Here is a 20,673-nt window from a genome sequence, read left to right on the forward strand (position 1 = left end):
TCTCCAGTGCCCCCTGCAAGCCGTCGCCGACGCTCTCCTTTTCGAATAAGTACGCGATCCTGTCGCCTTCTCCGCGGCGCGGCCTCATTAAGCCAAAAGCTTAATTTCCCCCTCTATAAATGATTACGTCATTCCTATATGAATCTGACTGAACTCAAGCAAAAGCCGATTACCGAACTGCTCGAATTGGCCGAACAGATGGGCATAGAAAATATGGCCCGTTCGCGCAAGCAGGACGTGATTTTCTCCCTGCTGAAAAAGCACGCGAAAAGCGGTGAGGAAATCTCCGGTGATGGCGTGCTGGAGATCCTCCAGGACGGCTTCGGCTTCCTTCGCTCCTCCGATGCCTCCTACCTGGCCGGTCCGGACGATATCTACGTCTCGCCAAGCCAGATCCGCCGCTTCAACTTGCGCACCGGTGACACCATCGTTGGCAAGATCCGCCCTCCCAAGGAAGGCGAGCGTTACTTCGCGCTGCTCAAGGTCGATACCATCAACTACGACCGCCCAGAGAACGCCAAGAACAAGATCCTGTTCGAAAACCTGACGCCGTTGTTCCCTACCGTGCGCATGAAGATGGAAGCCGGCAACGGTTCCACCGAAGACCTGACCGGTCGCGTGATCGACCTGTGTGCGCCAATCGGCAAGGGCCAGCGTGGCCTGATCGTTGCTCCGCCGAAGGCGGGCAAGACCATCATGCTGCAGAACATCGCGTCGAACATCACCCGCAACAACCCGGAAGTTCACCTGATCGTGCTGCTGATCGATGAGCGTCCGGAAGAAGTGACCGAGATGCAGCGCACCGTGCGCGGCGAAGTGGTCGCCTCCACCTTCGACGAGCCGCCAACCCGCCACGTGCAAGTGGCCGAGATGGTGATCGAGAAGGCCAAGCGCCTGGTGGAGCACAAGAAGGACGTGGTAATCCTGCTGGACTCCATCACCCGCCTGGCCCGTGCCTACAACACCGTGATCCCGAGCTCCGGCAAGGTCCTGACTGGTGGTGTCGATGCCCACGCCCTGGAGAAACCCAAGCGTTTCTTCGGCGCCGCGCGCAACATCGAGGAAGGCGGCTCGCTGACCATCATCGCCACCGCGCTGGTTGAAACCGGCTCGAAGATGGACGAAGTGATCTACGAAGAGTTCAAGGGTACCGGCAACATGGAGCTGCCCCTGGACCGCCGCATCGCCGAGAAGCGTGTGTTCCCGGCCATCAACATCAACAAGTCCGGCACCCGCCGCGAAGAGTTGCTGACCGCCGACGACGAGCTGCAGCGCATGTGGATCCTGCGCAAGCTGCTGCATCCTATGGATGAAGTCGCCGCCATCGAGTTCCTGGTCGACAAGCTGAAACAGACCAAGACCAACGATGAGTTCTTCCTGTCGATGAAACGCAAGTAAGTCGAACAGGCCAGCAAGAGCCGGGGAAACCCGGCTTTTTGCTATCTGACATTCTTTATTCTGCACCTGTGGGTTCGGCGCTAAACTGCCTGCCCCGAACGCCACGGCGAAAAACGAGGCCCTTGCATGCAGTATCGTGACTTGCGCGACTTTATCAGCGGCCTGGAGCAGCGCTCTGAACTCAAGCGCATCCAGGTTCCGGTGTCCCCTGTGCTGGAAATGACCGAGGTCTGCGATCGCACCTTGCGTGCCAAAGGCCCGGCCCTGCTGTTTGAAAACCCCACCGGCTACGATATCCCGGTGCTCGGCAACCTGTTCGGCACGCCCGAGCGCGTGGCCCTGGGCATGGGCGCCGATGCGGTCAGCGAGCTGCGCGAGATCGGCAAGCTGCTGGCCTTCCTCAAGGAGCCGGAGCCGCCCAAGGGCTTGAAGGACGCCTGGTCCAAGCTGCCGATCTTCCGCAAGATCATTTCCATGGCGCCCAAGGTGGTCAAGGACGCGGTGTGCCAGGAAGTGGTGATCGAAGGCGACGACGTCGACCTCGGCATGCTGCCGGTGCAGACCTGCTGGCCGGGCGACGTCGGCCCGCTGATCACCTGGGGCCTGACGGTGACCAAGGGACCGAACAAGGACCGGCAAAACCTGGGCATCTATCGCCAGCAGGTGATTGGCCGCAACAAGGTGATCATGCGCTGGCTGAGCCACCGTGGCGGCGCGCTGGATTACCGCGAGTGGTGCGAGAAGCACCCGGGCCAGCCGTTCCCGGTATCCGTGGCCCTGGGCGCAGACCCTGCGACCATTCTCGGCGCCGTGACCCCGGTGCCCGACAGCCTTTCCGAATACGCCTTCGCCGGCCTCTTGCGGGGCAACCGCACCGAGCTGGTGAAGTGCCGCGGCAACGACCTGCAGGTGCCGGCCACGGCCGAGATCATTCTCGAAGGGGTGATTCATCCCGGCGAAATGGCCGATGAAGGCCCTTACGGCGACCACACCGGCTACTACAACGAAGTCGACAGCTTCCCGGTGTTCACCGTGGAACGCATCACCCATCGCATCAAGCCGATCTACCACAGCACCTACACCGGCCGGCCGCCGGATGAGCCGGCGATCCTCGGCGTGGCGTTGAACGAAGTCTTCGTGCCGATCCTGCAGAAGCAGTTCCCGGAGATCACCGACTTCTACCTGCCGCCCGAAGGCTGCTCCTACCGCATGGCGGTGGTGACTATGAAGAAGCAGTACCCGGGCCACGCCAAGCGCGTGATGCTGGGGGTCTGGTCGTTTTTGCGACAGTTCATGTACACCAAGTTCGTTATCGTCACCGACGACGATATCAACGCCCGGGACTGGAACGACGTGATCTGGGCCATCACCACCCGCATGGACCCCAAGCGCGACACGGTGATGATCGACAACACCCCGATCGACTACCTCGACTTCGCCTCGCCGGTGTCCGGCCTGGGTTCGAAGATGGGGCTCGATGCCACCCACAAGTGGCCCGGAGAAACCACCCGAGAGTGGGGCCGGGTCATCGTCAAGGATGAGGCGGTCACCCGCCGGATCGATGCCATCTGGAATCAGTTAGGAATAGATTGATGCGTGTAACCTTGCAGCCCTCCGGAGCAGTGCTTGAGACGTTGCCCGGAGAGCGGATACTCGATGCGGCGCGGCGCCTGGGCTACGAATGCCCGCAGAGCTGCCGCAACGGCAACTGCCATGTGTGTGCGGCCCTGCTGGTGGAGGGCCGGGTGCAGCAAGCCGGCGCTGTGCGTGATCACGGCGAGTTCTACACTTGCATTGCAGAGCCGCTGGAAGACTGCATCGTGTTGTGGGATGGCGTCCTTGCGCTGGGAGAATTGCCGGTGCGCAGCCTGTCGTGTCAGGTCGTTGAATGTGTCGAGGTCGGCGGCGATGTCTGGCGGGTGCGGCTGCGTGCGCCGGCCGGCAAGCCGCCGCGCTACCACGCCGGCCAGTACCTGATGCTGGAGCGGGAGAATGGCGAGAAATCGGCCTTCTCCCTGGCTTCGGCGCCGCACTGCGGGCGCGACATGGAGCTGCATGTGCTGGTGCGCGAGAACAGTGCGCAAAACCTGCTGGAGCAACTGCAACGCCAGCGCATGGCCCGGGTTGAACTGCCTTTTGGCGATACCCACCTCTGCGAGTTGCCCGATGGGCCGCTGGTGCTGATCGCCGCGGGCACCGGCATGGCGCAGATGCACAGCCTGATCGAGCATTGCCGGGCCCAGGGCTTCAAACACCCGGTGCACCTGTACTGGGGCGTGCGGCGTCCGGAAGACTTCTACCAGCTGGAGCACTGGGAACAATGGCAGAACCTGCCCAACCTGTTCCTGCACAAGGTGGTCAGCGACCTGTGCGGCTGGGAAGGGCGCTGCGGCATGCTGCATGAAGCGGTGCGCGAGGACATCGCCGATCTGTCGGGGGTGCATGTCTACGCCAGCGGCTCGCCGGCGATGATCTACGCCACCCTGGATGCCCTGGTGAACGCCGGGATGGACGCCCACCAGATGCGCGCCGACGTATTCGCCTACGCCCCACGGCCTTGATGCGATCAGGCTGCTCCCCGTTATAACTGCGCATATAGCCCATCGGTATTTAGTTAGTTGAATAAATGCCGGTAGGTTATATATAAGCCTGCAACTTGAGTGCTTGTTTTGCCGCACTTAACTTGTTTGAAACTTATGTGTCTTGTGGTTACTTCCTGACGTTCTATTAAGTAACTTCATTTACGCGGGGAGCCGAACGCTATTCGCCATGACAGCCCTTGAATCCAGTTATCTGAATCAGGCTTACCCTCCGCAGCTCGACCTCGGGCCGGAGTTGACCCACGAACAACTTCGCAGCTCCATGCAGTCGACCATGGCCCGGCACAGGGGTGGCCCGGTCTGGCTGTTTGCCTATGGTTCGCTGATCTGGCGCCCGGAGTGTACGGCGGTCGAGCGCATGCGCGGGCGGGTGCATGGCTATCATCGCGGGCTGTACCTGTGGTCCCACGAGCATCGCGGTACACCTGAGCTGCCGGGGCTGGTGTTCGGCCTGGACCGCGGTGGCTCCTGCAGCGGGTTCGCCTATCGCTTGCCGGAAGAGCAACTGGACGCCTCGCTGTATGCCCTGTGGCAGCGGGAAATGCCTTATCCCTCCTACCGTCCGCACTGGCTCAATTGTCGTCTTGAGGACGGCAGCCAGGTCCAGGCCCTGGGTTTTGTCCTGGAGCGGCACCTGCCCAGCTACGCCGGCAACCTGCCGGATCATGTGCTGAGCCAGGTGTTCGAAAGCGCTTGCGGGCGTTATGGCACCACCCGCGACTACGTCGAGCAGACCGCTCGAGCCCTGCGCAGCCATGCCATGCCGGACCGCAACTTGGAAGCGCGGCTTAAGCGCTGCAAGTCTTCAGGGGTCGTGACCTCGGCCTGAGTGGATTCAGCTGCCATCTCCCGGTAGCAGGTGCTCCTGAATCTTCTGGCTATGGGCCTGGCGCAGTTTTCCCTGGTCGTCGAAGCGCAGCACGATCAGCCAGTCATACACCGATTCCGGCCAGGACTTGGCGCCGATCAGGGCCTGGGCGTCGCCGCCAAAGGCCTCGATCAGCTGGAAGATCTTGCCGTGGTGCCAGGCAATCAGCAGCACCTGGGCCTGATTGTCCTTGCTCAGGGACTTCACCAGCTTGTCGACCTGCTTGTCGGCATAAGGCTGTTCGATGCTGAGTTTCAAGCGTTGCGCCAGGGGTTCCAGGGTCAGCCGTGGGCGGGCGCTGTCCGCGGTATCGCTGGTGGCGATCAGGCGCTGGGGCAGCAGGCTCTGGTCGTTCAACTGCAGGGGGTCGAAGTACTTGGCGTAGGCCTGGGCGCGTTCTTCGCCCCTGGGGCTCAGGCCGCTGCCCTGAGCGGGTTTTTCCGCGTGGCGGATGATCAGTACCGTGGCGTTGCGCAGGCCTTTGGTATCGTCCTGCGCCGGTGCCTGGGCGCTGATGATCAGGGCGGGCAGGGCCAGCAGCCCAAGTAACAGTGTGCGTAGCATCGTGCTCATGGTTCGTCCTCGATTGGGTCAGGGTTGCGCCGCCGGGGCGCGGCGAACCTGTGCATGAGTGAAGACGAAAATGGCCCGGGCAACAGGCCCCCGCAGCATTTTCCTGGGGGGCCTGGGCCGCTGCAGGTTCAGCGTACCTGCACCACCACCTTGCCCACCGCCTTGCGCTGGCCCAACTCGTCGATGGCCCGGGCCGCCTCGTGCAGCGGGTAGACCTGGGACACCAGCGGCTTGAGCTTGCCCTCGGCGAACCAGGCGAACAGTTGCTGGAAGTTCGCCGCATTGTCCTGGGGCTGGCGCTGGGCGAAGGAACCCCAGAACACCCCCACCACCGCCGCGCCCTTGAGCAGCGCCAGGTTGACCGGCAGTTCGGGGATGCGCCCGCTGGCGAAGCCGACCACCAGCAAGCGGCCGTTCCAGGCGATGCCGCGGATGGCCTGGTCGAACAGGTCGCCGCCGACCGGGTCGTAGATCACGTCCACGCCATTGCCGTCGGTCAGGCGCTTGATCTCGTCCTTGAGGCTGCTTTGGCTGTAGTTGATCAACTCGTCGGCACCGGCGGCCTGGGCCACGGCGAGTTTTTCCGCGCTGCTGGCGGCAGCGATTACCCGGGCGCCCATGGCCTTGCCGATTTCCACCGCGGCCAGGCCGACCCCGCCCGAGGCACCGAGCACCAGCAGGGTCTCGCCCGGTTGCAGGTTGCCCCGTTGCTTGAGGGCGTGCATCGAGGTGCCATAGGTCATGCTGAAGGCGGCGGCAGTGTTGAAGTCCATGGCCGCGGGAATTGGCAGTACGTTGTAGCCCGGCACCGCCACCTGCTCGGCAAAGCTGCCCCAGCCGGTCAGGCCCATGACCCGGTCACCGACCTTGAGGTGGCTGACCTTTTCGCCCACCGCGCGGACCACGCCGGCCGCCTCGCCACCCGGAGAAAAGGGGAATGGCGGCTTGAACTGGTACTTGCCCTCGATGATCAGGGTGTCGGGGAAGTTGACCCCGGCGGCATGGACTTCCAGCAGGACCTCGTTCTTCTTCGGCACAGGACTTGCGACCTCTTCCAGCACCAGCGTTTCGGCGGGGCCGAAGGCTTTGCACAGCACGGCTTTCATCAGGGCTATTCCTTTGGGAGTGGTGGCCGATAAGTGTAGGAGTGTGAATCAGGCGGTCAACGAGCATGCCCGGTCCTGATGTCCAGCCATAAGCTTGTGCTTGGGCTCAGGCGGGCGGGCCTTTATGCTAGGCCGCAAACCGGATTAAGGAGCGAATTGTGAAAGCGTGGATCATGTTGCTGCTGGCCCTGTCCCTGCCTGTGGCAGCGATGGCCGAAGAAGCCAAAGAAGGTGAAGCACCGAAAGTCAGCTACATCAGCCTGAGCCCACCCTTTGTGGGCAACTACGGCCTGGATGGCGGGCCCAAGCTCAAGGTCTACAAGGCCGATGTGGCCCTGCGGGTAACCGGCGATGCCTCGGCCCAGGCGGTCAAGGCCAACGAGCCGCTGATCCGCAACCAGCTGGTGGCGCTGTTCGCCCAGCAGACCACCGACACCATGAGCAACGTCGAGGCCAAGGAAAAGCTGCGCCAGGAAGCCCTGAAGCAGGTGCAGCAGGTGATGAACGACGAAACCGGCAAGCCGGTGGTGGAAGACCTGCTGTTCAACAACCTGATCATCCAGTAAGCCTGCCCCCGCTACGGGATGGCGAGCAACTGTAGAAGCTGGCTTGCCAGCGAAGGCGTCCGTGAGGACGGTGCAAGGCTTGCGGGCCTCTTCGCCGGCAAGCCGGCTCCTACGGAATGTGGGTCATGAGGCCAGGCTCTTGCGAAAGCGCCCCAGGGCGATGGCGAAGAACAGCAGGCCGATGGCGGCCAGCGCCAGCAGGTCGGGCCACACCACATTGATGCCGGCATCGCGGAACAGGATTGCCGCGCTGAGGCTGACGAAGTGCGTCGAGGGCGAGCCCTGCATCACCCACTGCAACCATTGCGGCATGCTGTCCAGCGGCGTACTGCCGCCAGACAGCAATAGCATCGGGATGATCACCGGGATCGCCAGCAAGCCGAACTGTGGGGTCGAGCGGGCCAGGGTGGCGAGGAAGATCCCCAGGGCGGTACTGGCGAACAGATACAGCGCGGTGACCATCAGGAACAGCCCCATGGAGCCCGCCAGCGGCACCCCCAGCGCGCCCTTGACTATCACCTCCAGGGAAATCCAGGTGCACAGCACCACCACCAGCATATTGCTCCAGACCTTGGCCAGCATGATCTCCAGCGCCGTCAGCGGCAGCACCAGCAGGTGGTCGAGGGTGCCGTGCTCGCGCTCGCGCAGCAGGGCGGTGCCGGTGAGGATGATGGCCAGGATGGTGATGTTGTTGACGATCTGGATCACCGCCAGGAACCAGCCGCCTTCCAGGTTGGTATTGAACAGCGCGCGGGTGGTCAGCAGGGCCGGGGCCTTGCTGGCGGCATCCGCCTGATTGGCGTAGCCAAGCAATTCACGCTGGAAGATCCGCCCGATATAGCCGGCCCCCATGAAGGCCTGGCTCATGGCGGTGGCATCGACATTGACCTGCAGCGCCGGCTGGCGGCCGGCCAGCAAGTCGCCCTGGAAATTGGCCGGGACATTGATCACGAAGGTGTAGCGGCCACTGTCCAGTGCGGCATCCAGTTGGTCATAGGGCAGCGCCGCCGGCGGTTGGAACTCCGGCGGTTGCAGGGCCTCGGCCAATTGCCGGGACAGCGCGCTGTGGTCTTCATCCACCAGGGCCACGCTGGCATTGTGCACGCCGATCACCGAGCCGGCGGCCGGCAGGTAGATGGCCACGGTGAAGGCGTACATCAGGAACAGCAGCAGCACGCTGTCGTGGCGCAGGCTGGTGAGCTCCTTGAGCCCCAGGCGCAGGATATGGGCAAGTCGATTCATCAGGCCTCCTGCTTTTTCAACATGATCAGGCTCAACCCGGTGAAGCCGAGGAAGAAGCCGATCAGGGCCAGGCACTGGGGCCAGAGGTCGCGCAGGTCCAGGGCCTTGGTGAAGGTGCCGACGGCGATATCGAGGAAGTGCCCGGCGGGAAACAACTGCCCCATGACCGCCGCCGAGCCATCCAGGGACGAGCGCGGCACGATCAGCCCGGAGAACTGGATGGTGGGCAGGCTGGTGATGATCATGGTGCCGAGGATCGCCGCGATCTGGGTGCGGGTGAAGGCCGAGATCAGCAGCCCCATGCTGGTGGTGGCGAGCACGTAGAGCACACCGCCCAGGGCCAGGGTCAGGCCGCTGCCCTTGAAGGGCACGCCGAACAGCCAGCGGTTCATGGCCACCAGCAGGCTCAGGTTGATCAGGCTGACTGCGAGGTAGGGGGCCTGCTTGCCGAGGAGGAACTCCAGGCGGGTCAGGGGCGTGGCGTAGAAGTTGGTGATCGAGCCCAGCTCCTTTTCCCGGACGATGCCCAGGGCGGTGAGCATGGCCGGGATAAACGCCAGGATCAGGGCCATCACCCCGGGGCCTATGGCGTTGACGCTGACCACGTCCTGGTTGTAGCGAAAGCGGGTTTCCAGCTTGGCCGCGGGCTGCGCGCTGCGCGGCAGGCTGCTGCCCTGTGCCAGCAGTTCGAGGTTGGCCTGGTGCACCGCCTCCACATAGTTGCGGCTGGTTTCCGCGCGAAACGGCATGCCGCCGTCGAGCCAGGCGGCGACGCTGGGCTGGCGCCCGGCATACAGGTCGCGCCCGAAGCCCGGGGGGATCTCCAGGGCCAGCTTGATCTCCGAGCGTTGCAGGCGCCGATGCAGTTCGGCGGCGTTGCGGATCGTCGGTTTCTCTTCGAAGTAGCGCGAGCTGCGGAAGGCTTCCAGGTAGGCGCGGCTTTGTGGCGTCTGGTCCTGGTCGTAGACGGCGAAGGCGAGCTTTTCCACATCCAGGGAAATGCCGAAGCCAAAGATCACCATCATGAAAATCGCCCCCAGCAGGGCAAAGCCCAGGCGTACCTTGTCCCGCAGCAGCTCCTTGCCTTCGCGGCTGGCCACCGCCAGCAACCGGGCCAGGCTCAGGCCTCGGCGCGGTGGCGCCAGGTTGCCGGGGCTGGCCGGTGTTGTGGCTTGTGCCGGTGGCGCGGGGGTATCCGGGGTGCCCTGGGCGTCTTCCAGGCAACGCACGAAAGCCGCTTCCAGGGTGTCGCCGGCAAATTGCCGTTGCAGCGCCGCCGGAGTGTCGCAGGCCAGCACCCGGCCGGCGTGCATCAGCGAGATGCGGTCGCAGCGCTGGGCCTCGTTCATAAAGTGGGTGGAAAGGAAGATGGTCACGCCCTGTTCCCGGGACAGCTCGATCAGCAGGCGCCAGAAGTCGTCGCGGGCGGCCGGGTCGACCCCGGAGGTGGGTTCGTCGAGGATCAGCACTTCCGGGCGGTGCAGCACCGCCACCGCCAGCGACAGGCGCTGGCGCAGGCCCAGGGGCAGGGCGCCGGACTGTTGTTCGGCAATGGCGCCGAGGTCGAAACGCTGGATCAACTCCTCGATGCGCGGGCCGCTCTCGGCTTTGGGCAAGTCGAACAAACGGGCGTGCAGCTCCAGGTTCTGGCGCACGCTGAGCTCGCCATACAGGGAGAAGCTCTGGGACATGAAACCGACCCGCTTGCGGGTGGCCAGGTCCTTGGCGTTCACCGGGTTGCCCAGCAGTTTGGCGCTGCCTTCGGTGGCGGGCATCAGGCCGGTGAGCACTTTCATGGTGGTGGTCTTGCCGCAACCGTTGGAGCCGAGGAAACCGAAGATCTCGCCGCGGCCAATGGCGAAGCTGACCTTGTTCACCGCGGTGAAATCGCCGAAACGCAGGGTCAGTTCGTGAGCCTCGATGGCAATGCCCTGGCTGTCTTCGGCGCGAGGCGGGATGAGCAGCGGCTGGTTGTCGTGGCCGCTGTCGCCCTGGAAATGGGTGAAGGCTTCATCCAGCTTGCCGCTGGGGGTCGCCTGGGCCAATTCCCGGCTCAGGCCCTGGGCGATCAACCGGCCCTGGTCGAGCATCAGGCAGTGTTCGAACTGCTCGGCCTCTTCCATATAGGCGGTGGCCACCAGCAAAGTCAGCTGCGGCCGTTGCCGGCGCACGTCGTCCACCAGCTCCCAGAAGCGCCGGCGCGACAGTGGGTCGACCCCGGTGGTGGGTTCGTCGAGGATCAGTAGGTCCGGTTCATGGATCAACGCGCAGCACAGGCCGAGTTTCTGCTTCATCCCGCCGGAAAGCTTGCCTGCCGGGCGCTCGGCAAAGCGCAACAGATCGGTGGCCAGCAGCAGGCTGTGCATGCGCTGCTCGCATTCGTCTTTGGGCAGGCCGAACAGGGTGGCGAAGAAGCGGATGTTCTCGCTGATGGACAGCTCGGGGTACAGGTTGCCCCCCAGGCCCTGGGGCATGAAGGCGATGCGCGGATAGAGGCTGCTGCGGTGGCGTCTCTGGGTGATGTCGCCGCCAAGCACTTCGAGCTCGCCCTGCTGGAGTTTCTTGACCCCGGCGATCAGCCCGAGAAGGCTCGACTTGCCAGCCCCGTCCGGCCCGATCAGGCCGCAGCGGGTGCCGGCCGGCAGGCTGAAACTGATGTCGCGCAGGGCCTGTTGCGAGCCGTAGCCATGGCTGATGCCGGTGGCGTGCAGCGCCAGGGCGCTCATCGCAGGTTAGCCGGCCAGTCCACGGGGGCGGTGCGCACATAACCGGCACCGGGCATGCCCGGCTTGGCCTGAGGCACGGCGGCGGGTTGGGTCAGGCGCACCTTGACCCGGAACACCAGCTTCTGGCGCTCGTCCCGGGTTTCCACTTCCTTGGGGGTGAACTGGGACTTGGCCGCGACAAAGCTGATCTTCGCCGGCAGTGGCTGGTTGGGCAGGGCATCGAGGAGGATGCGCGACTCGTCGCCCACGGTCAGGCGGCCGGTAACTGAGGCCGGCAGATAGAGGTTCATGTACTGGTCGTTGGGGTCGATCAGCAGCAACACCCGGCCGCCGGCGCCCAGCACTTCGCCGGGTTCGGCCAGGCGCAGCTGGATGATGCCGTCGATGGGGGCGCGCAGGCTGCTGTCGTCGATTTCACTGGTGAGCTGGGCCACCTGGGCCTGGGCGGCGCCGATGGCCGCCTTGACCGCCGCGACCTGGGCCTGGGCCGCGAGTACCGCAGCGTTACCGGTATTCAGGCGGGCCTGCTGCTGGTCGATGATCTGCTGGCTGGCGAAGCCGCGCTTGAACAGCTCCCGGGAGCGCGTGAGTTCCTGGTTGGCCAGCAGCAGCTCGCTCTGGCGCAGTTGCACGTTGGCTTCGGCGGCGGAGAGGTTCTCCCGGGCCCGCACCACCTCGGCCTCGGCCTGGCTGCGTTGGGCTTCCAGGGTGCGGGTGTCCATGCGTGCCAGCAGTTGTCCCTGGAGTACCTTGTCACCTTCATTGACCCGCACCTCGGCCAGGCGCCCGGGGATCTTGCTGGCGATCTGCACCTCAGTGGCTTCGAGCCGGCCGTTACCCACACTCAAGCCTTCGGGCAGGCGGTCCTGGAGGGATTTCCAGTAACCGAAGCCACCGGCGGCGAGCAACAAAATCAGTAGGGAAACAGCGAAAAGGCGGGAAGAACGGTGGTTCGTCGACATGTGTTCGGCGTCCTGCAGCTATAGCGTCCTAGTCTGACGGAACCAGCCGTTGGTCGACTTGATACCCGTCAAAGCAAAGGGCCAAGCCTAAACCTATTGTTTGCAGGCTGCATACGGAGCAGGGCAAAAAGCTCGCGTGTGCGCCGTAGCAGTCGGCCGGCCACGGCGCGCTTTGCCTTAGCGCAAGGCGAGTACCGCTGCCCACTGTTCCGGGGTCACCGGCATCACCGACAGGCGGCTGCCTTTGTGCACCAGGGGCATCTCGTCGAGGGCGGTTTGCTGCTTGAGGTAGTCCAGGCGCAGGACTTTGCCGAAGGTTTGCACGTGCTCGACGTCGATGGCGCTCCAGGCGTTCTTCTCGGCGCTGGACTTGGGGTCGAAGTAGGGGCTTTCCGGGTCCAGGGCGCTGGGGTCGGGGTAGGCTGCCTGGATGATCCGGCCGATGCCGGCGATGCCCGGCTCCGGGCAGCTGGAGTGGTAGAAGAAGAACTCGTCGCCAACCGCCATGGCCCGCAGGAAGTTGCGCGCCTGGTAGTTGCGTACGCCATCCCAGCGGGCCTGGCCAAGCTGTTGCAGAGCCGCGATCGAGAGTTCGTCCGGCTCGGATTTCATCAGCCAGTAGGCCATCTTGCTTACCCTCCAAAGGGTGATTGGGCAGGTTGTCCGGCAATTTTATGACAAACCGACGGTCGGTTGACGCCAGCATTTGCGTGTCGGTTCACGTTATCGCAGAATGCCGGGATTTTAAGCTTGACGCAGCAGCATTGCCTGTTGTCGAACGCGTCACTGTCATCGTGGATAACTTGCCCGAGGAGGGGCAATCGATGAAACGCCAACCGGATTTGCTATGGATTTTGGTTATTTTGTTCGGTTTGGGCGTGGTGACCACCGGTTATGCGCAGAGCTTGTGGGCCAGCAAGAGCGATGCCCCGATCGAGATCGCCCAACAGCAGCCCCAGCCCTTCAAGCGTTGAGCCTGCCCTGGCGTCGTTGAACGCCTGCGCCGCCTATCGGGCGAAGTACCAGCCCTGGTCAGTTACAGTGCCGTGCAGCGGTACGTCCCAGCTGGCCTGATCCAGTTTCCCGACCTTCTGGCATTCATGGGCCAGCCCCAGTAGCTTCGGCTTGCGCCAGCTCTTGCGCCGCGCCAGGTACGCCAGGCTGCGGTCGTAGAAGCCTCCCCCCATTCCCAGGCGCCCGCCTTGCTCATCGAAGCCCACCAGGGGCAGCAGTACCAGGTCCAGTGCCCAGACCTGGCGCTGGCGTGCCGGGTTGATCCTTGGTTCGAGAATGCGAAAGCGGTTGGGGCGCAGTTTCTCGCCTGGGCGGATGCGCTGGAACACCATCTTGGTCCGTGGCCAGGCGCTGAGCACGGGCAGGTAGGTGACCTTGCCCCGGCGCTGGGCCGCGCGCAGCAGCAGGCACGGGTCGATCTCGCCATCGGTGGGCAAATACAGTGAAAGATGCCGGGCTCGGCGGAATACCGGGTTGTGCGTCAGCTGGCGGTACAGGCCGTTGGCTGCCTGGCGCTGCTGGGCCGGCGTCAGGGCGCGACGGGCCTTGCGCAGTATGCGTCGAAGTTGCGGGCGGGAAAGCGGCGCAGGTTCGGTCATGAAAAAGGCTTTGGAAGGTCGGGAATGGCAGAACAGCCTACCCGGAAAAACCAATGCCAGCATGGATAGCTGGCATTGATCAATAATTCAGGCTCCCCAGGTGAACCGCTGTCGACTTGGCCCTTGAACCCGAAAGTTCAAGGCGGAAGATGCAGCAGGCTTTAAGGCTTTCCGTCTAGCGGACATGCACACCAGCCCAACGTGCAACTTCCAGGGTAGTGCGAATCGGCTCAGGGACATCGTCAACTGGCAAGCACCCCAGGGAGTGGCGGGATTATACCGCAACCTCTGTCAGGAATCAGCCTTGCTTGTGTCCGAATCGCTGGCCAGCACCAGGTCGACACGCTCCAGCAGGTCCCGTACCTGTTCCCGGGTGGTGCTGCTGGCTTGTACGTCTGGGCGTTCCTGGCGATGCAGCAGGTCGTGGGTGATGTTCAGGGCCGCCATCACCGCAATGCGGTCGGCGCCTATGACCTTGCCGCTACTGCGGATCTCGCGCATCTTGCCGTCCAGGTAGCGGGCGGCGCTCACCAGATTGCTGCGTTCTTCCTGGGGGCAGATGATCGAATATTCTTTGTCGAGGATCTGCACGGTAACGCTATTGCTTGAACTCATGAGTCTTGCTCCAGGGCCTTGAGGCGCGAAATCATCGATTCGACCTTACGCCGGGCGATTTCGTTTTTTTCAATGAGGTGCGCGCGTTCCTCGCGCCAGGTCTTTTCCTGAGCTACTAAGAGTGCGTTTTGACTTTTTAGTTGCTCGACCCGGTTAATCAGCAGTTCGAGTCTGGCCATCAGTGCGTGCAGGTCGGTGTCTTCCATTGTGTCCCACTGAATTTGGTCTGATGAGTGGCAACTGGCTGGGCAATGCCCGGATGGCCTGAACGGTGGCGGCGCATCTGCGGCTGTCCGGTGGTTAATCTGTCCGTCGCCCAAGGCCCTGTGCGGCGTTGTGACGGGGCGCAAGGCACAACGCGGCGCTGGCAATGAATGATGACACGCCCTACGATACAAGGCCTTCATTCTAGACATTGCGCCGCTTGGCGCCTAGCTGCCCATGCCCATTCAGAATTCCCCGTACAACGCCTTCGCCACCCTGCTCAGCAGCAGCGGTCATCCTGTTTCTCCTGCCGAATTGCACGGCCTGTTGCTGGGGCGCAGCTGCGCCGGCGCCGGCTTCGAGGTCGACGGCTGGCTGGTGGACGCCGCCGAGCTGCTCGAAGGCGAGCCCCAGGACAACGTGCGCAGCGCCCTGATCGGCCTGCAGGAAATGGTCAAGGGCGAGCTCACCAGCGATGACATGACCGTAGTCCTGCTGCTGCCCAGCGACGATGCGCCGCTGGCCGAGCGCGCTGCGGCCCTGGGCCAGTGGTGCCAGGGCTTCCTCAGCGGTTTCGGCCTCAACTCCCGTGACAGCAGCAGCCTGAGCGCCGAGGCCACGGAAGTGTTGCAGGACCTTGCCGCCATCGCCCAGGTGCAGGACGCGCTGGAAGAGTCCGACGACGGCGAAAGCGACTATATGGAAGTCATGGAGTACCTGCGGGTCGCGCCGTTGCTGTTGTTCACCGAGACCAACAAGAGCGCCGCGCCGGCTGCCAAGCCTTCTCTGCACTGATCGACAGGGAGCTGCATCCGCCCATGATTCATATCCCCAAAGCGGAATACGGCCGGCGCCGCAAGGCGCTCATGGCGCAGATGGAGCCCAACAGCATCGCGATCCTGCCGGCGGCCGCCGTGACCATTCGCAATCGCGATGTGGAGCACATCTACCGTCAGGACAGCGACTTCCAGTACCTCAGCGGCTTCCCCGAGCCCCAGGCGGTGCTGGTGCTGATGCCGGGCCGCGAGCACGGCGAATATGTGCTGTTCTGCCGTGAACGCAACGCCGAGCGCGAACTCTGGGATGGCCTGCGGGCCGGCCAGGAAGGCGCGATTCGCGAGTACGGCGCCGACGATGCCTTTCCCATCACCGATATCGACGACATTCTGCCGGGGTTGATCGAAGGCCGTGACCGGGTCTACTCGGCCATGGGCAGCAACCCGGAATTCGATCGTCGGTTGATGGAGTGGATCAACGTGATCCGCTCTAAAGCGCACCTTGGCGCCCAGCCACCGAACGAATTCGTTGCCCTGGATCATCTGCTGCACGACATGCGCCTGTATAAATCGGCGGCGGAAGTGAAGGTGATGCGTGAAGCCGCGCGGATTTCCGCCCAGGCCCATATCCGTGCAATGCAGGCCAGTCGGCCCGGGTTGCACGAGTTCAGCCTGGAAGCCGAGCTCGACTACGAGTTCCGCAAGGGCGGGGCGAAGATGCCGGCCTACGGTTCCATCGTCGCGGCGGGGCGCAACAGCTGCATCCTGCACTACCAACAGAATGACGCCCTGCTCAAGGACGGCGATCTGGTATTGATCGACGCTGGTTGCGAAATCGACTGCTATGCCAGCGATATCACCCGCACCTGGCCGGTCAATGGCCGCTTCTCGCCCGAGCAGAAGGCGATCTACGAGCTGGTGCTGGCTTCCCAGGAAGCCGCCTTTGCCGAGATTGCCCCGAACAAGCACTGGAACCAGGCGCATGAGGCGACGGTCCGGGTGATCACCGCCGGCCTGGTGGAGTTGGGCCTGCTGCAAGGCGAGGTCGACGAACTGATCGCCAGCGAGGCCTACAAGGCGTTCTACATGCACCGTGCCGGGCACTGGCTGGGCATGGATGTACATGATGTCGGCGAATACCGGGTCGGCGGCGAGTGGCGGGTGTTGGAGGTCGGCATGGCGCTGACCGTGGAGCCGGGCATCTATATCGCCCCGGACAACCAGCAGGTAGCGAAGAAGTGGCGCGGCATTGGCGTGCGCATCGAGGACGACGTGGTAGTGACCAAGCAGGGCTGTGAAATTCTGACGGATGGCGTGCCCAAGCGCGTCGCCGAGATCGAGGCGCTGATGGCCGCCGCGCGGGTCCAGGCCTTATGAGCCGGGTCAATCTGGCGATCATCGGTGGCGGCCTGGTTGGCGCCAGCCTGGCCCTGGCCCTGCAGGCCGGAGCCAAGGCTCGGGGCTGGAAGATCGTGCTGATCGAGCCCTTCGCCCCCGGCGACAGCTTCCAGCCCAGCTACGACGCTCGTTCTTCGGCGCTGTCCTTTGGTGCCCGGCAGATCTACCAGCGCCTGGACCTGTGGCAGGCGATTTCCCGGCGTGCCGAGCCCATCAAGCAGATTCACGTGTCCGACCGCGGGCGGTTTTCCACCGCGCGCCTGTCGGCCATGGAAGAGGGCGTTCCGGCCCTGGGTTATGTGGTGGAGAACGCCTGGCTCGGCCAGTGCCTGTGGCAAGGCCTGGACCGGGACGTGATCAGCTGGCGCTGCCCGGCCGAAGTCACCCGCCTGGAGCCGCTGGAAGGCGGCTACCGCCTGACCCTGAATGATGAAACCACCCTGGAGTGCGACCTGGCGGTATTGGCCGACGGCGGTCGCTCCGGCCTGCGCGAGCAGTTGGGCATCGGGGTCAAGCAGCGCCCTTATAACCAGAGCGCGCTGATTGCCAATATCACCCCCAGCGAAGCCCACAATGGCATGGCCTTCGAGCGCTTCACCGATGACGGTCCGATGGCCCTGCTGCCGCTGCCGGAAGGTCGCTGCGCGCTGGTCTGGACTCGCCAGGGCATGGACGCGCAGCGTCTGGCCGAGCTGGACGAGCGCAGTTTCCTGAGTGAGCTGCAGGGTGTGTTCGGCTACCGCCTGGGCACCCTCAAGCAAGTGGGCGCGCGGCATCTGTACCCGCTGTCCCTGGTGGAGGCCGAGGAGCAGGTGCGTCCGCACCTGGTGGTGCTGGGCAACGCCGCCCACAGCCTGCACCCGATTGCCGGGCAGGGTTTCAACCTGTCGCTGCGCGATGCCCAGGCCCTGGCGGATGCCTTGCTGGCCAGCGAGGACACCCCCGGGAATTTTGCCGTGCTGCAGGCCTATCGTGAGCGCCAGCGCCAGGACCAGAACCTCACCGTTGGCTTCTCCGACCAGGTCACCCGGCTGTTCGGCAGCAAGCTGCCGCTGTTGTCCGTGGGGCGCAACCTGGGCTTGCTGGGCCTCGACCTGCTGCCGCCGGCCAAGAGCTGGTTCGCGCGCCAGGCCATGGGCCTGGGTACTCGCCCGGATGCGTGACTGGTTGACTCGACGCGTCGGCAAGGCGCGTCTATTGCGCTGGATGCTGAGCCTGTATCCGCCCTATCTGGGGGCCGGGATACGGGTCCGGCATATCAGCGAAGATTTCCGCGAGGCCCGAGTGTCCATGGGCCTGGGCTGGTACAACCGCAACTACGTCGGGACCCAGTTCGGCGGCAGCCTGTATTCGATGGTCGACCCGTTTTTCATGCTGTTGCTGATGGAAAACCTGGGGCGCGACTACATCGTCTGGGACAAGGCTGCGGCCATCGATTTCATCGCCCCGGGCAAGGGCCCGGTGTTCGCCAGGTTCATCATCGACCAGGCCTTGCTCGACGAGATCCGCCGGCAGACCGCCCAGGGCGACAAGTACCTGCCGCAGTTGCAGGTGGAGATTCACGACGGCTCCGGCACCCTGGTGGCGCGGGTCGATAAAACCCTTTATGTGCGGCTCAAGCCGCAAGCGAGACAGGCCTAAAGCATGGAAATGCGCGCAGATGTGCTGATTGTCGGAGCCGGCATGGTCGGCAGTGCCTTGGCGTTGGCGTTGCAGGGCAACGGCCTGGAAGTGCTGCTGCTCGATGGCGGCCCCTTGAGCGTCAAGCCGTTCGACCCCCAGGCGCCGTTCGAGCCCCGGGTCAGTGCCCTGTCGGCCGCCAGCCAACGGATCCTCGACCGCCTGGGGGCCTGGGACGGCATTGCTCGGCGCCGCAGCAGCCCTTACTGCGACATGCAGGTGTGGGACGGCAGCGGAACCGGGCAGATCCATTTCTCGGCGGCCAGCGTGCATGCCGAGGTGCTGGGCCACATTGTCGAGAACCGAGTGGTGCAGGATGCCCTGCTGGAGCGCCTGCACGATTGTGATATCGGCCTCTTGGCCAATGCTCGCCTGGAACAGATGCGCCGTTCCGGCGATGACTGGCTGCTGACTCTGGCAGACGGCCGTCGCCTGCGGGCGCCGCTGGTGGTCGCTGCGGATGGCGCCAACTCGGCGGTGCGTCGGCTGGCCGGTTGCGCCACCCGCGAATGGGATTACCTGCACCACGCCATTGTCACCAGCGTGCGCACCAGCCAGCCCCATCAACTGACCGCCTGGCAGCGTTTCACCGACACCGGCCCGCTGGCCTTCCTGCCTCTGGTGCGTGACGGGCAGCATGATTGGTGCTCGATTGTCTGGTCCACCACACCGAGTGAGGCCGAGCGCCTGATGGCCCTGGACGACAGCGGTTTCTGCGCCGAACTGGAGCGCGCCTTCGAAGGCCGCCTGGGCACCGTGCTGGGGGCCGACCCGCGGCTCTGCGTGCCGCTGCGCCAGCGTCATGCCAAGCGCTATGTGGCCGAAGGCCTGGCGCTGATCGGCGACGCGGCCCATACCATTCACCCGCTGGCGGGGCAGGGGGTCAACCTGGGCTTTCTCGATGCCGCGGTGCTGGCCGAAGTGCTGCTGCAGGCCGCCAGCCGCGGCGAGCGCCTGGCCGAGGTCAAGGTGCTGAGCCGCTTCGAACGCCGGCGCATGCCCCACAACCTGGCGCTGATGGGCGCCATGGAAGGTTTCGAACGGCTGTTCCAGGCCGACCCGCTGCCACTGCGCTGGCTGCGTAATACCGGGCTGAAAGTGATCGACCAGATGCCCGAGGCCAAGGCGCTGTTCGTGCGCCAGGCCCTGGGTCTCAGCGGTGACCTGCCGCAATTGGCCAGGGCCGAATACTGATTCCGAGCGGGCCCGGCCACGGGCCCTTGGCGCCAGCTTGAGCGGCGCAACATCTGGTAACGGCTCAGTGCCAGGTTCGGTTGAGATGGTAAATGTGAGTCCTTATCATTTCGCCTCACTTTGAAATCGAGAGACCGCTCCCATGTTGGCACCGAAGCGTCTACTGACTGCCCTGGCACTCACACTCATCGGCGGCACCGCCTACGCCGCCGATGAAGTCGTGGTCTACTCCTCGCGTATCGATGAGCTGATCAAGCCGGTATTCGATGCCTACACCCAGAAGACCGGGGTGAAGATCAAGTTCATCACCGACAAGGAAGCGCCGCTGATGCAGCGGATCAAGGCCGAGGGCGAGAACGCCACCGCCGACCTGCTGCTCACCGTGGATGCCGGCAACCTCTGGCAGGCCGAGCAGATGGGCATCCTGCAGCCCTTCACCTCCAAGGTCATCGACAGCAACATCCCCCTGCAATATCGCGCCTCCAGCCACGCCTGGACCGGCCTCAGCCTGCGGGCGCGGACCCTGGCCTACTCCACCGAACGGGTCAAGCCAGCCGATCTGACCACCTACGAAGCCCTGGCCGACAAACAGTGGGAAGGCCGCCTGTGCCTGCGTACCGCGAAGAAGGTCTACAACCAGTCGCTGACCGCCACCCTGATCGAGACCCACGGCGCCGAGAAGACCGAAGAGATCGTCAAGGGCTGGGTCAACAACCTGTCCACCGATGTGTTCTCCGATGACATCGCGGTGCTGGATGCAATCAACGCCGGGCAATGCGACGTGGGTATCGTCAACACCTATTACTACGGCCGCCTGCACAAGCAGAAGCCGAACCTGGCGGTGAAGCTGTTCTGGCCTAACCAGGGGGATCGCGGGGTGCACGTCAACCTGTCGGGCATCGGCCTGACCAAGCACGCGCCGCACCCGGAAGCGGCCAAGGCCCTGGTGGAATGGATGACCACCCCGGAAGCGCAGAAGATCTTCGCCGACGTCAACCAGGAGTTCCCGGCCAACCCGGCAGTGGCGCCTTCTGCTGAAGTGGCCAGCTGGGGCAAGTTCGTCGCCGACACCCTGCCGGTGGAAATCGCCGGCAAGCGCCAGGCCGAGGCCATTCGCCTGATGGACCGCGCTGGCTGGAACTGAGCCCGCCG

The 20,673-nt window shown here is 64.2% G+C and carries 21 protein-coding genes and 1 other RNA gene; 12 read left to right on the plus strand and 10 right to left on the minus strand.

What is annotated here, in order from left to right; all coding sequences use genetic code 11:
* The first annotated feature begins 138 nt into the window (after positions 1-138).
* From rho to J4P02_RS03910, 4 genes are all read left to right on the plus strand, one after another.
* Entirely contained in the window at positions 139-1,398 is a 1,260-nt protein-coding gene (gene rho, locus J4P02_RS03895) for a transcription termination factor Rho (protein ID WP_044465681.1), read from the plus strand.
* 126 nt (positions 1,399-1,524) lie between these two features.
* Positions 1,525-2,991 carry a 4-hydroxy-3-polyprenylbenzoate decarboxylase gene (gene ubiD / locus J4P02_RS03900; protein WP_426187957.1) on the plus strand — a complete coding sequence of 489 codons (1,467 nt, stop codon included), beginning with the start codon at positions 1,525-1,527 and terminating at the stop codon, positions 2,989-2,991.
* Positions 2,991-3,959: a CDP-6-deoxy-delta-3,4-glucoseen reductase gene (locus J4P02_RS03905; RefSeq protein WP_426187959.1), complete on the plus strand. Its 969-nt coding sequence runs from the start codon at positions 2,991-2,993 to the stop codon at positions 3,957-3,959. The genes ubiD and J4P02_RS03905 overlap by 1 nt, the downstream gene beginning before the upstream one ends.
* 208 nt (positions 3,960-4,167) lie before the next feature.
* Positions 4,168-4,827, plus strand: a complete 660-nt coding sequence (locus J4P02_RS03910; RefSeq protein ID WP_426187961.1) for a gamma-glutamylcyclotransferase — start codon at positions 4,168-4,170, stop codon at positions 4,825-4,827.
* A gap of 6 nt (positions 4,828-4,833) precedes the next feature.
* On the opposite strand, the gene J4P02_RS03915 is transcribed toward J4P02_RS03910, so the two are convergent.
* Both J4P02_RS03915 and J4P02_RS03920 read right to left on the minus strand, forming a co-directional pair.
* The gene (locus J4P02_RS03915; protein WP_426187963.1) at positions 4,834-5,439 is read right to left on the minus strand and encodes a flagellar basal body-associated protein FliL; all 606 of its coding nucleotides are present in this window, start codon (positions 5,437-5,439) and stop codon (positions 4,834-4,836) included.
* A gap of 128 nt (positions 5,440-5,567) precedes the next feature.
* Entirely contained in the window at positions 5,568-6,545 is a 978-nt protein-coding gene (locus J4P02_RS03920; protein ID WP_426187965.1) for an NADPH:quinone oxidoreductase family protein, read from the minus strand.
* Between the two features lie 158 nt (positions 6,546-6,703).
* Between J4P02_RS03920 and J4P02_RS03925 the strand changes: the two genes are divergently transcribed.
* A complete protein-coding gene (locus J4P02_RS03925) occupies positions 6,704-7,111 on the plus strand; it encodes a flagellar basal body-associated protein FliL (protein ID WP_426187967.1) in 408 nt (135 codons plus the stop codon).
* A gap of 123 nt (positions 7,112-7,234) precedes the next feature.
* On the opposite strand, the gene J4P02_RS03930 is transcribed toward J4P02_RS03925, so the two are convergent.
* The 4 genes from J4P02_RS03930 to J4P02_RS03945 form a co-directional block, all read right to left on the minus strand.
* The gene (locus J4P02_RS03930) at positions 7,235-8,353 is read right to left on the minus strand and encodes an ABC transporter permease (protein WP_426187969.1); all 1,119 of its coding nucleotides are present in this window, start codon (positions 8,351-8,353) and stop codon (positions 7,235-7,237) included.
* Positions 8,353-11,079 carry a ribosome-associated ATPase/putative transporter RbbA gene (rbbA, locus tag J4P02_RS03935; RefSeq protein ID WP_426187971.1) on the minus strand — a complete coding sequence of 909 codons (2,727 nt, stop codon included), beginning with the start codon at positions 11,077-11,079 and terminating at the stop codon, positions 8,353-8,355. The genes J4P02_RS03930 and rbbA overlap by 1 nt, the downstream gene beginning before the upstream one ends.
* On the minus strand, positions 11,076-12,041 hold the full coding sequence (locus J4P02_RS03940; RefSeq protein ID WP_426187973.1) for an HlyD family secretion protein: 966 nt from the start codon (positions 12,039-12,041) through the stop codon (positions 11,076-11,078). Before J4P02_RS03940 ends, rbbA begins: the two co-directional genes overlap by 4 nt.
* Positions 12,042-12,218: 177 nt before the next feature.
* On the minus strand, positions 12,219-12,668 hold the full coding sequence (locus J4P02_RS03945; RefSeq protein WP_426187975.1) for an EVE domain-containing protein: 450 nt from the start codon (positions 12,666-12,668) through the stop codon (positions 12,219-12,221).
* Between the two features lie 197 nt (positions 12,669-12,865).
* On the opposite strand from J4P02_RS03945, the gene J4P02_RS03950 reads away from it, so the two are divergent.
* Positions 12,866-13,015 (plus strand): hypothetical protein, encoded by a 150-nt coding sequence (locus J4P02_RS03950; RefSeq protein ID WP_426187977.1) that lies wholly within the window; start codon positions 12,866-12,868, stop codon positions 13,013-13,015.
* Positions 13,016-13,048: 33 nt separating this feature from the next.
* Here the strand turns inward: J4P02_RS03950 and J4P02_RS03955 are convergent, their stop codons facing one another.
* The 4 genes from J4P02_RS03955 to J4P02_RS03970 form a co-directional block, all read right to left on the minus strand.
* The gene (locus J4P02_RS03955; protein ID WP_426187979.1) at positions 13,049-13,654 is read right to left on the minus strand and encodes a 5-formyltetrahydrofolate cyclo-ligase; all 606 of its coding nucleotides are present in this window, start codon (positions 13,652-13,654) and stop codon (positions 13,049-13,051) included.
* A gap of 89 nt (positions 13,655-13,743) precedes the next feature.
* Positions 13,744-13,922: non-coding RNA, 6S RNA (ssrS, locus tag J4P02_RS03960), on the minus strand.
* A gap of 23 nt (positions 13,923-13,945) precedes the next feature.
* Positions 13,946-14,269 (minus strand): cell division protein ZapA, encoded by a 324-nt coding sequence (locus tag J4P02_RS03965; protein ID WP_426187981.1) that lies wholly within the window; start codon positions 14,267-14,269, stop codon positions 13,946-13,948.
* Positions 14,266-14,475 (minus strand): TIGR02449 family protein, encoded by a 210-nt coding sequence (locus tag J4P02_RS03970; protein ID WP_426187983.1) that lies wholly within the window; start codon positions 14,473-14,475, stop codon positions 14,266-14,268. The genes J4P02_RS03965 and J4P02_RS03970 overlap by 4 nt, the downstream gene beginning before the upstream one ends.
* A gap of 235 nt (positions 14,476-14,710) precedes the next feature.
* Here J4P02_RS03970 and J4P02_RS03975 point away from each other — a divergent pair, with 235 nt between their 5' ends.
* The 6 genes from J4P02_RS03975 (at position 14,711) to J4P02_RS04000 (ending at position 20,665) form a co-directional block, all read left to right on the plus strand.
* A complete protein-coding gene (locus tag J4P02_RS03975; RefSeq protein ID WP_426187985.1) occupies positions 14,711-15,268 on the plus strand; it encodes a YecA family protein in 558 nt (185 codons plus the stop codon).
* Between the two features lie 23 nt (positions 15,269-15,291).
* Positions 15,292-16,626, plus strand: a complete 1,335-nt coding sequence (gene pepP / locus J4P02_RS03980) for a Xaa-Pro aminopeptidase (RefSeq protein ID WP_426187987.1) — start codon at positions 15,292-15,294, stop codon at positions 16,624-16,626.
* Positions 16,623-17,810 carry a 2-octaprenyl-6-methoxyphenyl hydroxylase gene (gene ubiH / locus J4P02_RS03985; RefSeq protein ID WP_426187989.1) on the plus strand — a complete coding sequence of 396 codons (1,188 nt, stop codon included), beginning with the start codon at positions 16,623-16,625 and terminating at the stop codon, positions 17,808-17,810. The genes pepP and ubiH overlap by 4 nt, the downstream gene beginning before the upstream one ends.
* Positions 17,803-18,288 (plus strand): DUF4442 domain-containing protein, encoded by a 486-nt coding sequence (locus J4P02_RS03990; RefSeq protein ID WP_426187991.1) that lies wholly within the window; start codon positions 17,803-17,805, stop codon positions 18,286-18,288. The genes ubiH and J4P02_RS03990 overlap by 8 nt, the downstream gene beginning before the upstream one ends.
* A 9-nt stretch (positions 18,289-18,297) precedes the next feature.
* Positions 18,298-19,521 carry a 2-octaprenyl-3-methyl-6-methoxy-1,4-benzoquinol hydroxylase gene (locus J4P02_RS03995; RefSeq protein ID WP_426188614.1) on the plus strand — a complete coding sequence of 408 codons (1,224 nt, stop codon included), beginning with the start codon at positions 18,298-18,300 and terminating at the stop codon, positions 19,519-19,521.
* Positions 19,522-19,663: 142 nt separating this feature from the next.
* Positions 19,664-20,665, plus strand: a complete 1,002-nt coding sequence (locus tag J4P02_RS04000; protein ID WP_426187993.1) for an extracellular solute-binding protein — start codon at positions 19,664-19,666, stop codon at positions 20,663-20,665.
* Positions 20,666-20,673: the final 8 nt, after the last annotated feature.

Origin of the sequence: Pseudomonas sp. NFXW11, assembly GCF_049887815.1 — a bacterium.
Lineage (GTDB): Bacteria > Pseudomonadota > Gammaproteobacteria > Pseudomonadales > Pseudomonadaceae > Aquipseudomonas.

Excerpts from the sequence above, each read along its gene's own strand:
- pepP (WP_426187987.1), top strand. The coding sequence starts at position 15,292 with ATGATTCATATCCCCAAAGCGGAATACGGCCGGCGCCGCAAGGCGCTC.
- J4P02_RS04000 (WP_426187993.1), top strand. The coding sequence starts at position 19,664 with ATGTTGGCACCGAAGCGTCTACTGACTGCCCTGGCACTCACACTCATC.
- J4P02_RS03915 (WP_426187963.1), bottom strand. The coding sequence starts at position 5,439 with ATGAGCACGATGCTACGCACACTGTTACTTGGGCTGCTGGCCCTGCCC.
- J4P02_RS03945 (WP_426187975.1), bottom strand. The coding sequence starts at position 12,668 with ATGGCCTACTGGCTGATGAAATCCGAGCCGGACGAACTCTCGATCGCG.
- J4P02_RS03965 (WP_426187981.1), bottom strand. The coding sequence starts at position 14,269 with ATGAGTTCAAGCAATAGCGTTACCGTGCAGATCCTCGACAAAGAATAT.
- ubiH (WP_426187989.1), top strand. The coding sequence starts at position 16,623 with ATGAGCCGGGTCAATCTGGCGATCATCGGTGGCGGCCTGGTTGGCGCC.
- J4P02_RS03910 (WP_426187961.1), top strand. The coding sequence starts at position 4,168 with ATGACAGCCCTTGAATCCAGTTATCTGAATCAGGCTTACCCTCCGCAG.
- J4P02_RS03970 (WP_426187983.1), bottom strand. The coding sequence starts at position 14,475 with ATGGAAGACACCGACCTGCACGCACTGATGGCCAGACTCGAACTGCTG.
- J4P02_RS03995 (WP_426188614.1), top strand. The coding sequence starts at position 18,298 with ATGCGCGCAGATGTGCTGATTGTCGGAGCCGGCATGGTCGGCAGTGCC.
- J4P02_RS03975 (WP_426187985.1), top strand. The coding sequence starts at position 14,711 with ATGCCCATTCAGAATTCCCCGTACAACGCCTTCGCCACCCTGCTCAGC.
- J4P02_RS03990 (WP_426187991.1), top strand. The coding sequence starts at position 17,803 with ATGCGTGACTGGTTGACTCGACGCGTCGGCAAGGCGCGTCTATTGCGC.
- J4P02_RS03905 (WP_426187959.1), top strand. The coding sequence starts at position 2,991 with ATGCGTGTAACCTTGCAGCCCTCCGGAGCAGTGCTTGAGACGTTGCCC.
- J4P02_RS03940 (WP_426187973.1), bottom strand. The coding sequence starts at position 12,041 with ATGTCGACGAACCACCGTTCTTCCCGCCTTTTCGCTGTTTCCCTACTG.
- J4P02_RS03950 (WP_426187977.1), top strand. The coding sequence starts at position 12,866 with ATGAAACGCCAACCGGATTTGCTATGGATTTTGGTTATTTTGTTCGGT.
- J4P02_RS03920 (WP_426187965.1), bottom strand. The coding sequence starts at position 6,545 with ATGAAAGCCGTGCTGTGCAAAGCCTTCGGCCCCGCCGAAACGCTGGTG.
- rho (WP_044465681.1), top strand. The coding sequence starts at position 139 with ATGAATCTGACTGAACTCAAGCAAAAGCCGATTACCGAACTGCTCGAA.
- J4P02_RS03955 (WP_426187979.1), bottom strand. The coding sequence starts at position 13,654 with ATGACCGAACCTGCGCCGCTTTCCCGCCCGCAACTTCGACGCATACTG.
- ubiD (WP_426187957.1), top strand. The coding sequence starts at position 1,525 with ATGCAGTATCGTGACTTGCGCGACTTTATCAGCGGCCTGGAGCAGCGC.
- rbbA (WP_426187971.1), bottom strand. The coding sequence starts at position 11,079 with ATGAGCGCCCTGGCGCTGCACGCCACCGGCATCAGCCATGGCTACGGC.
- J4P02_RS03930 (WP_426187969.1), bottom strand. The coding sequence starts at position 8,353 with ATGAATCGACTTGCCCATATCCTGCGCCTGGGGCTCAAGGAGCTCACC.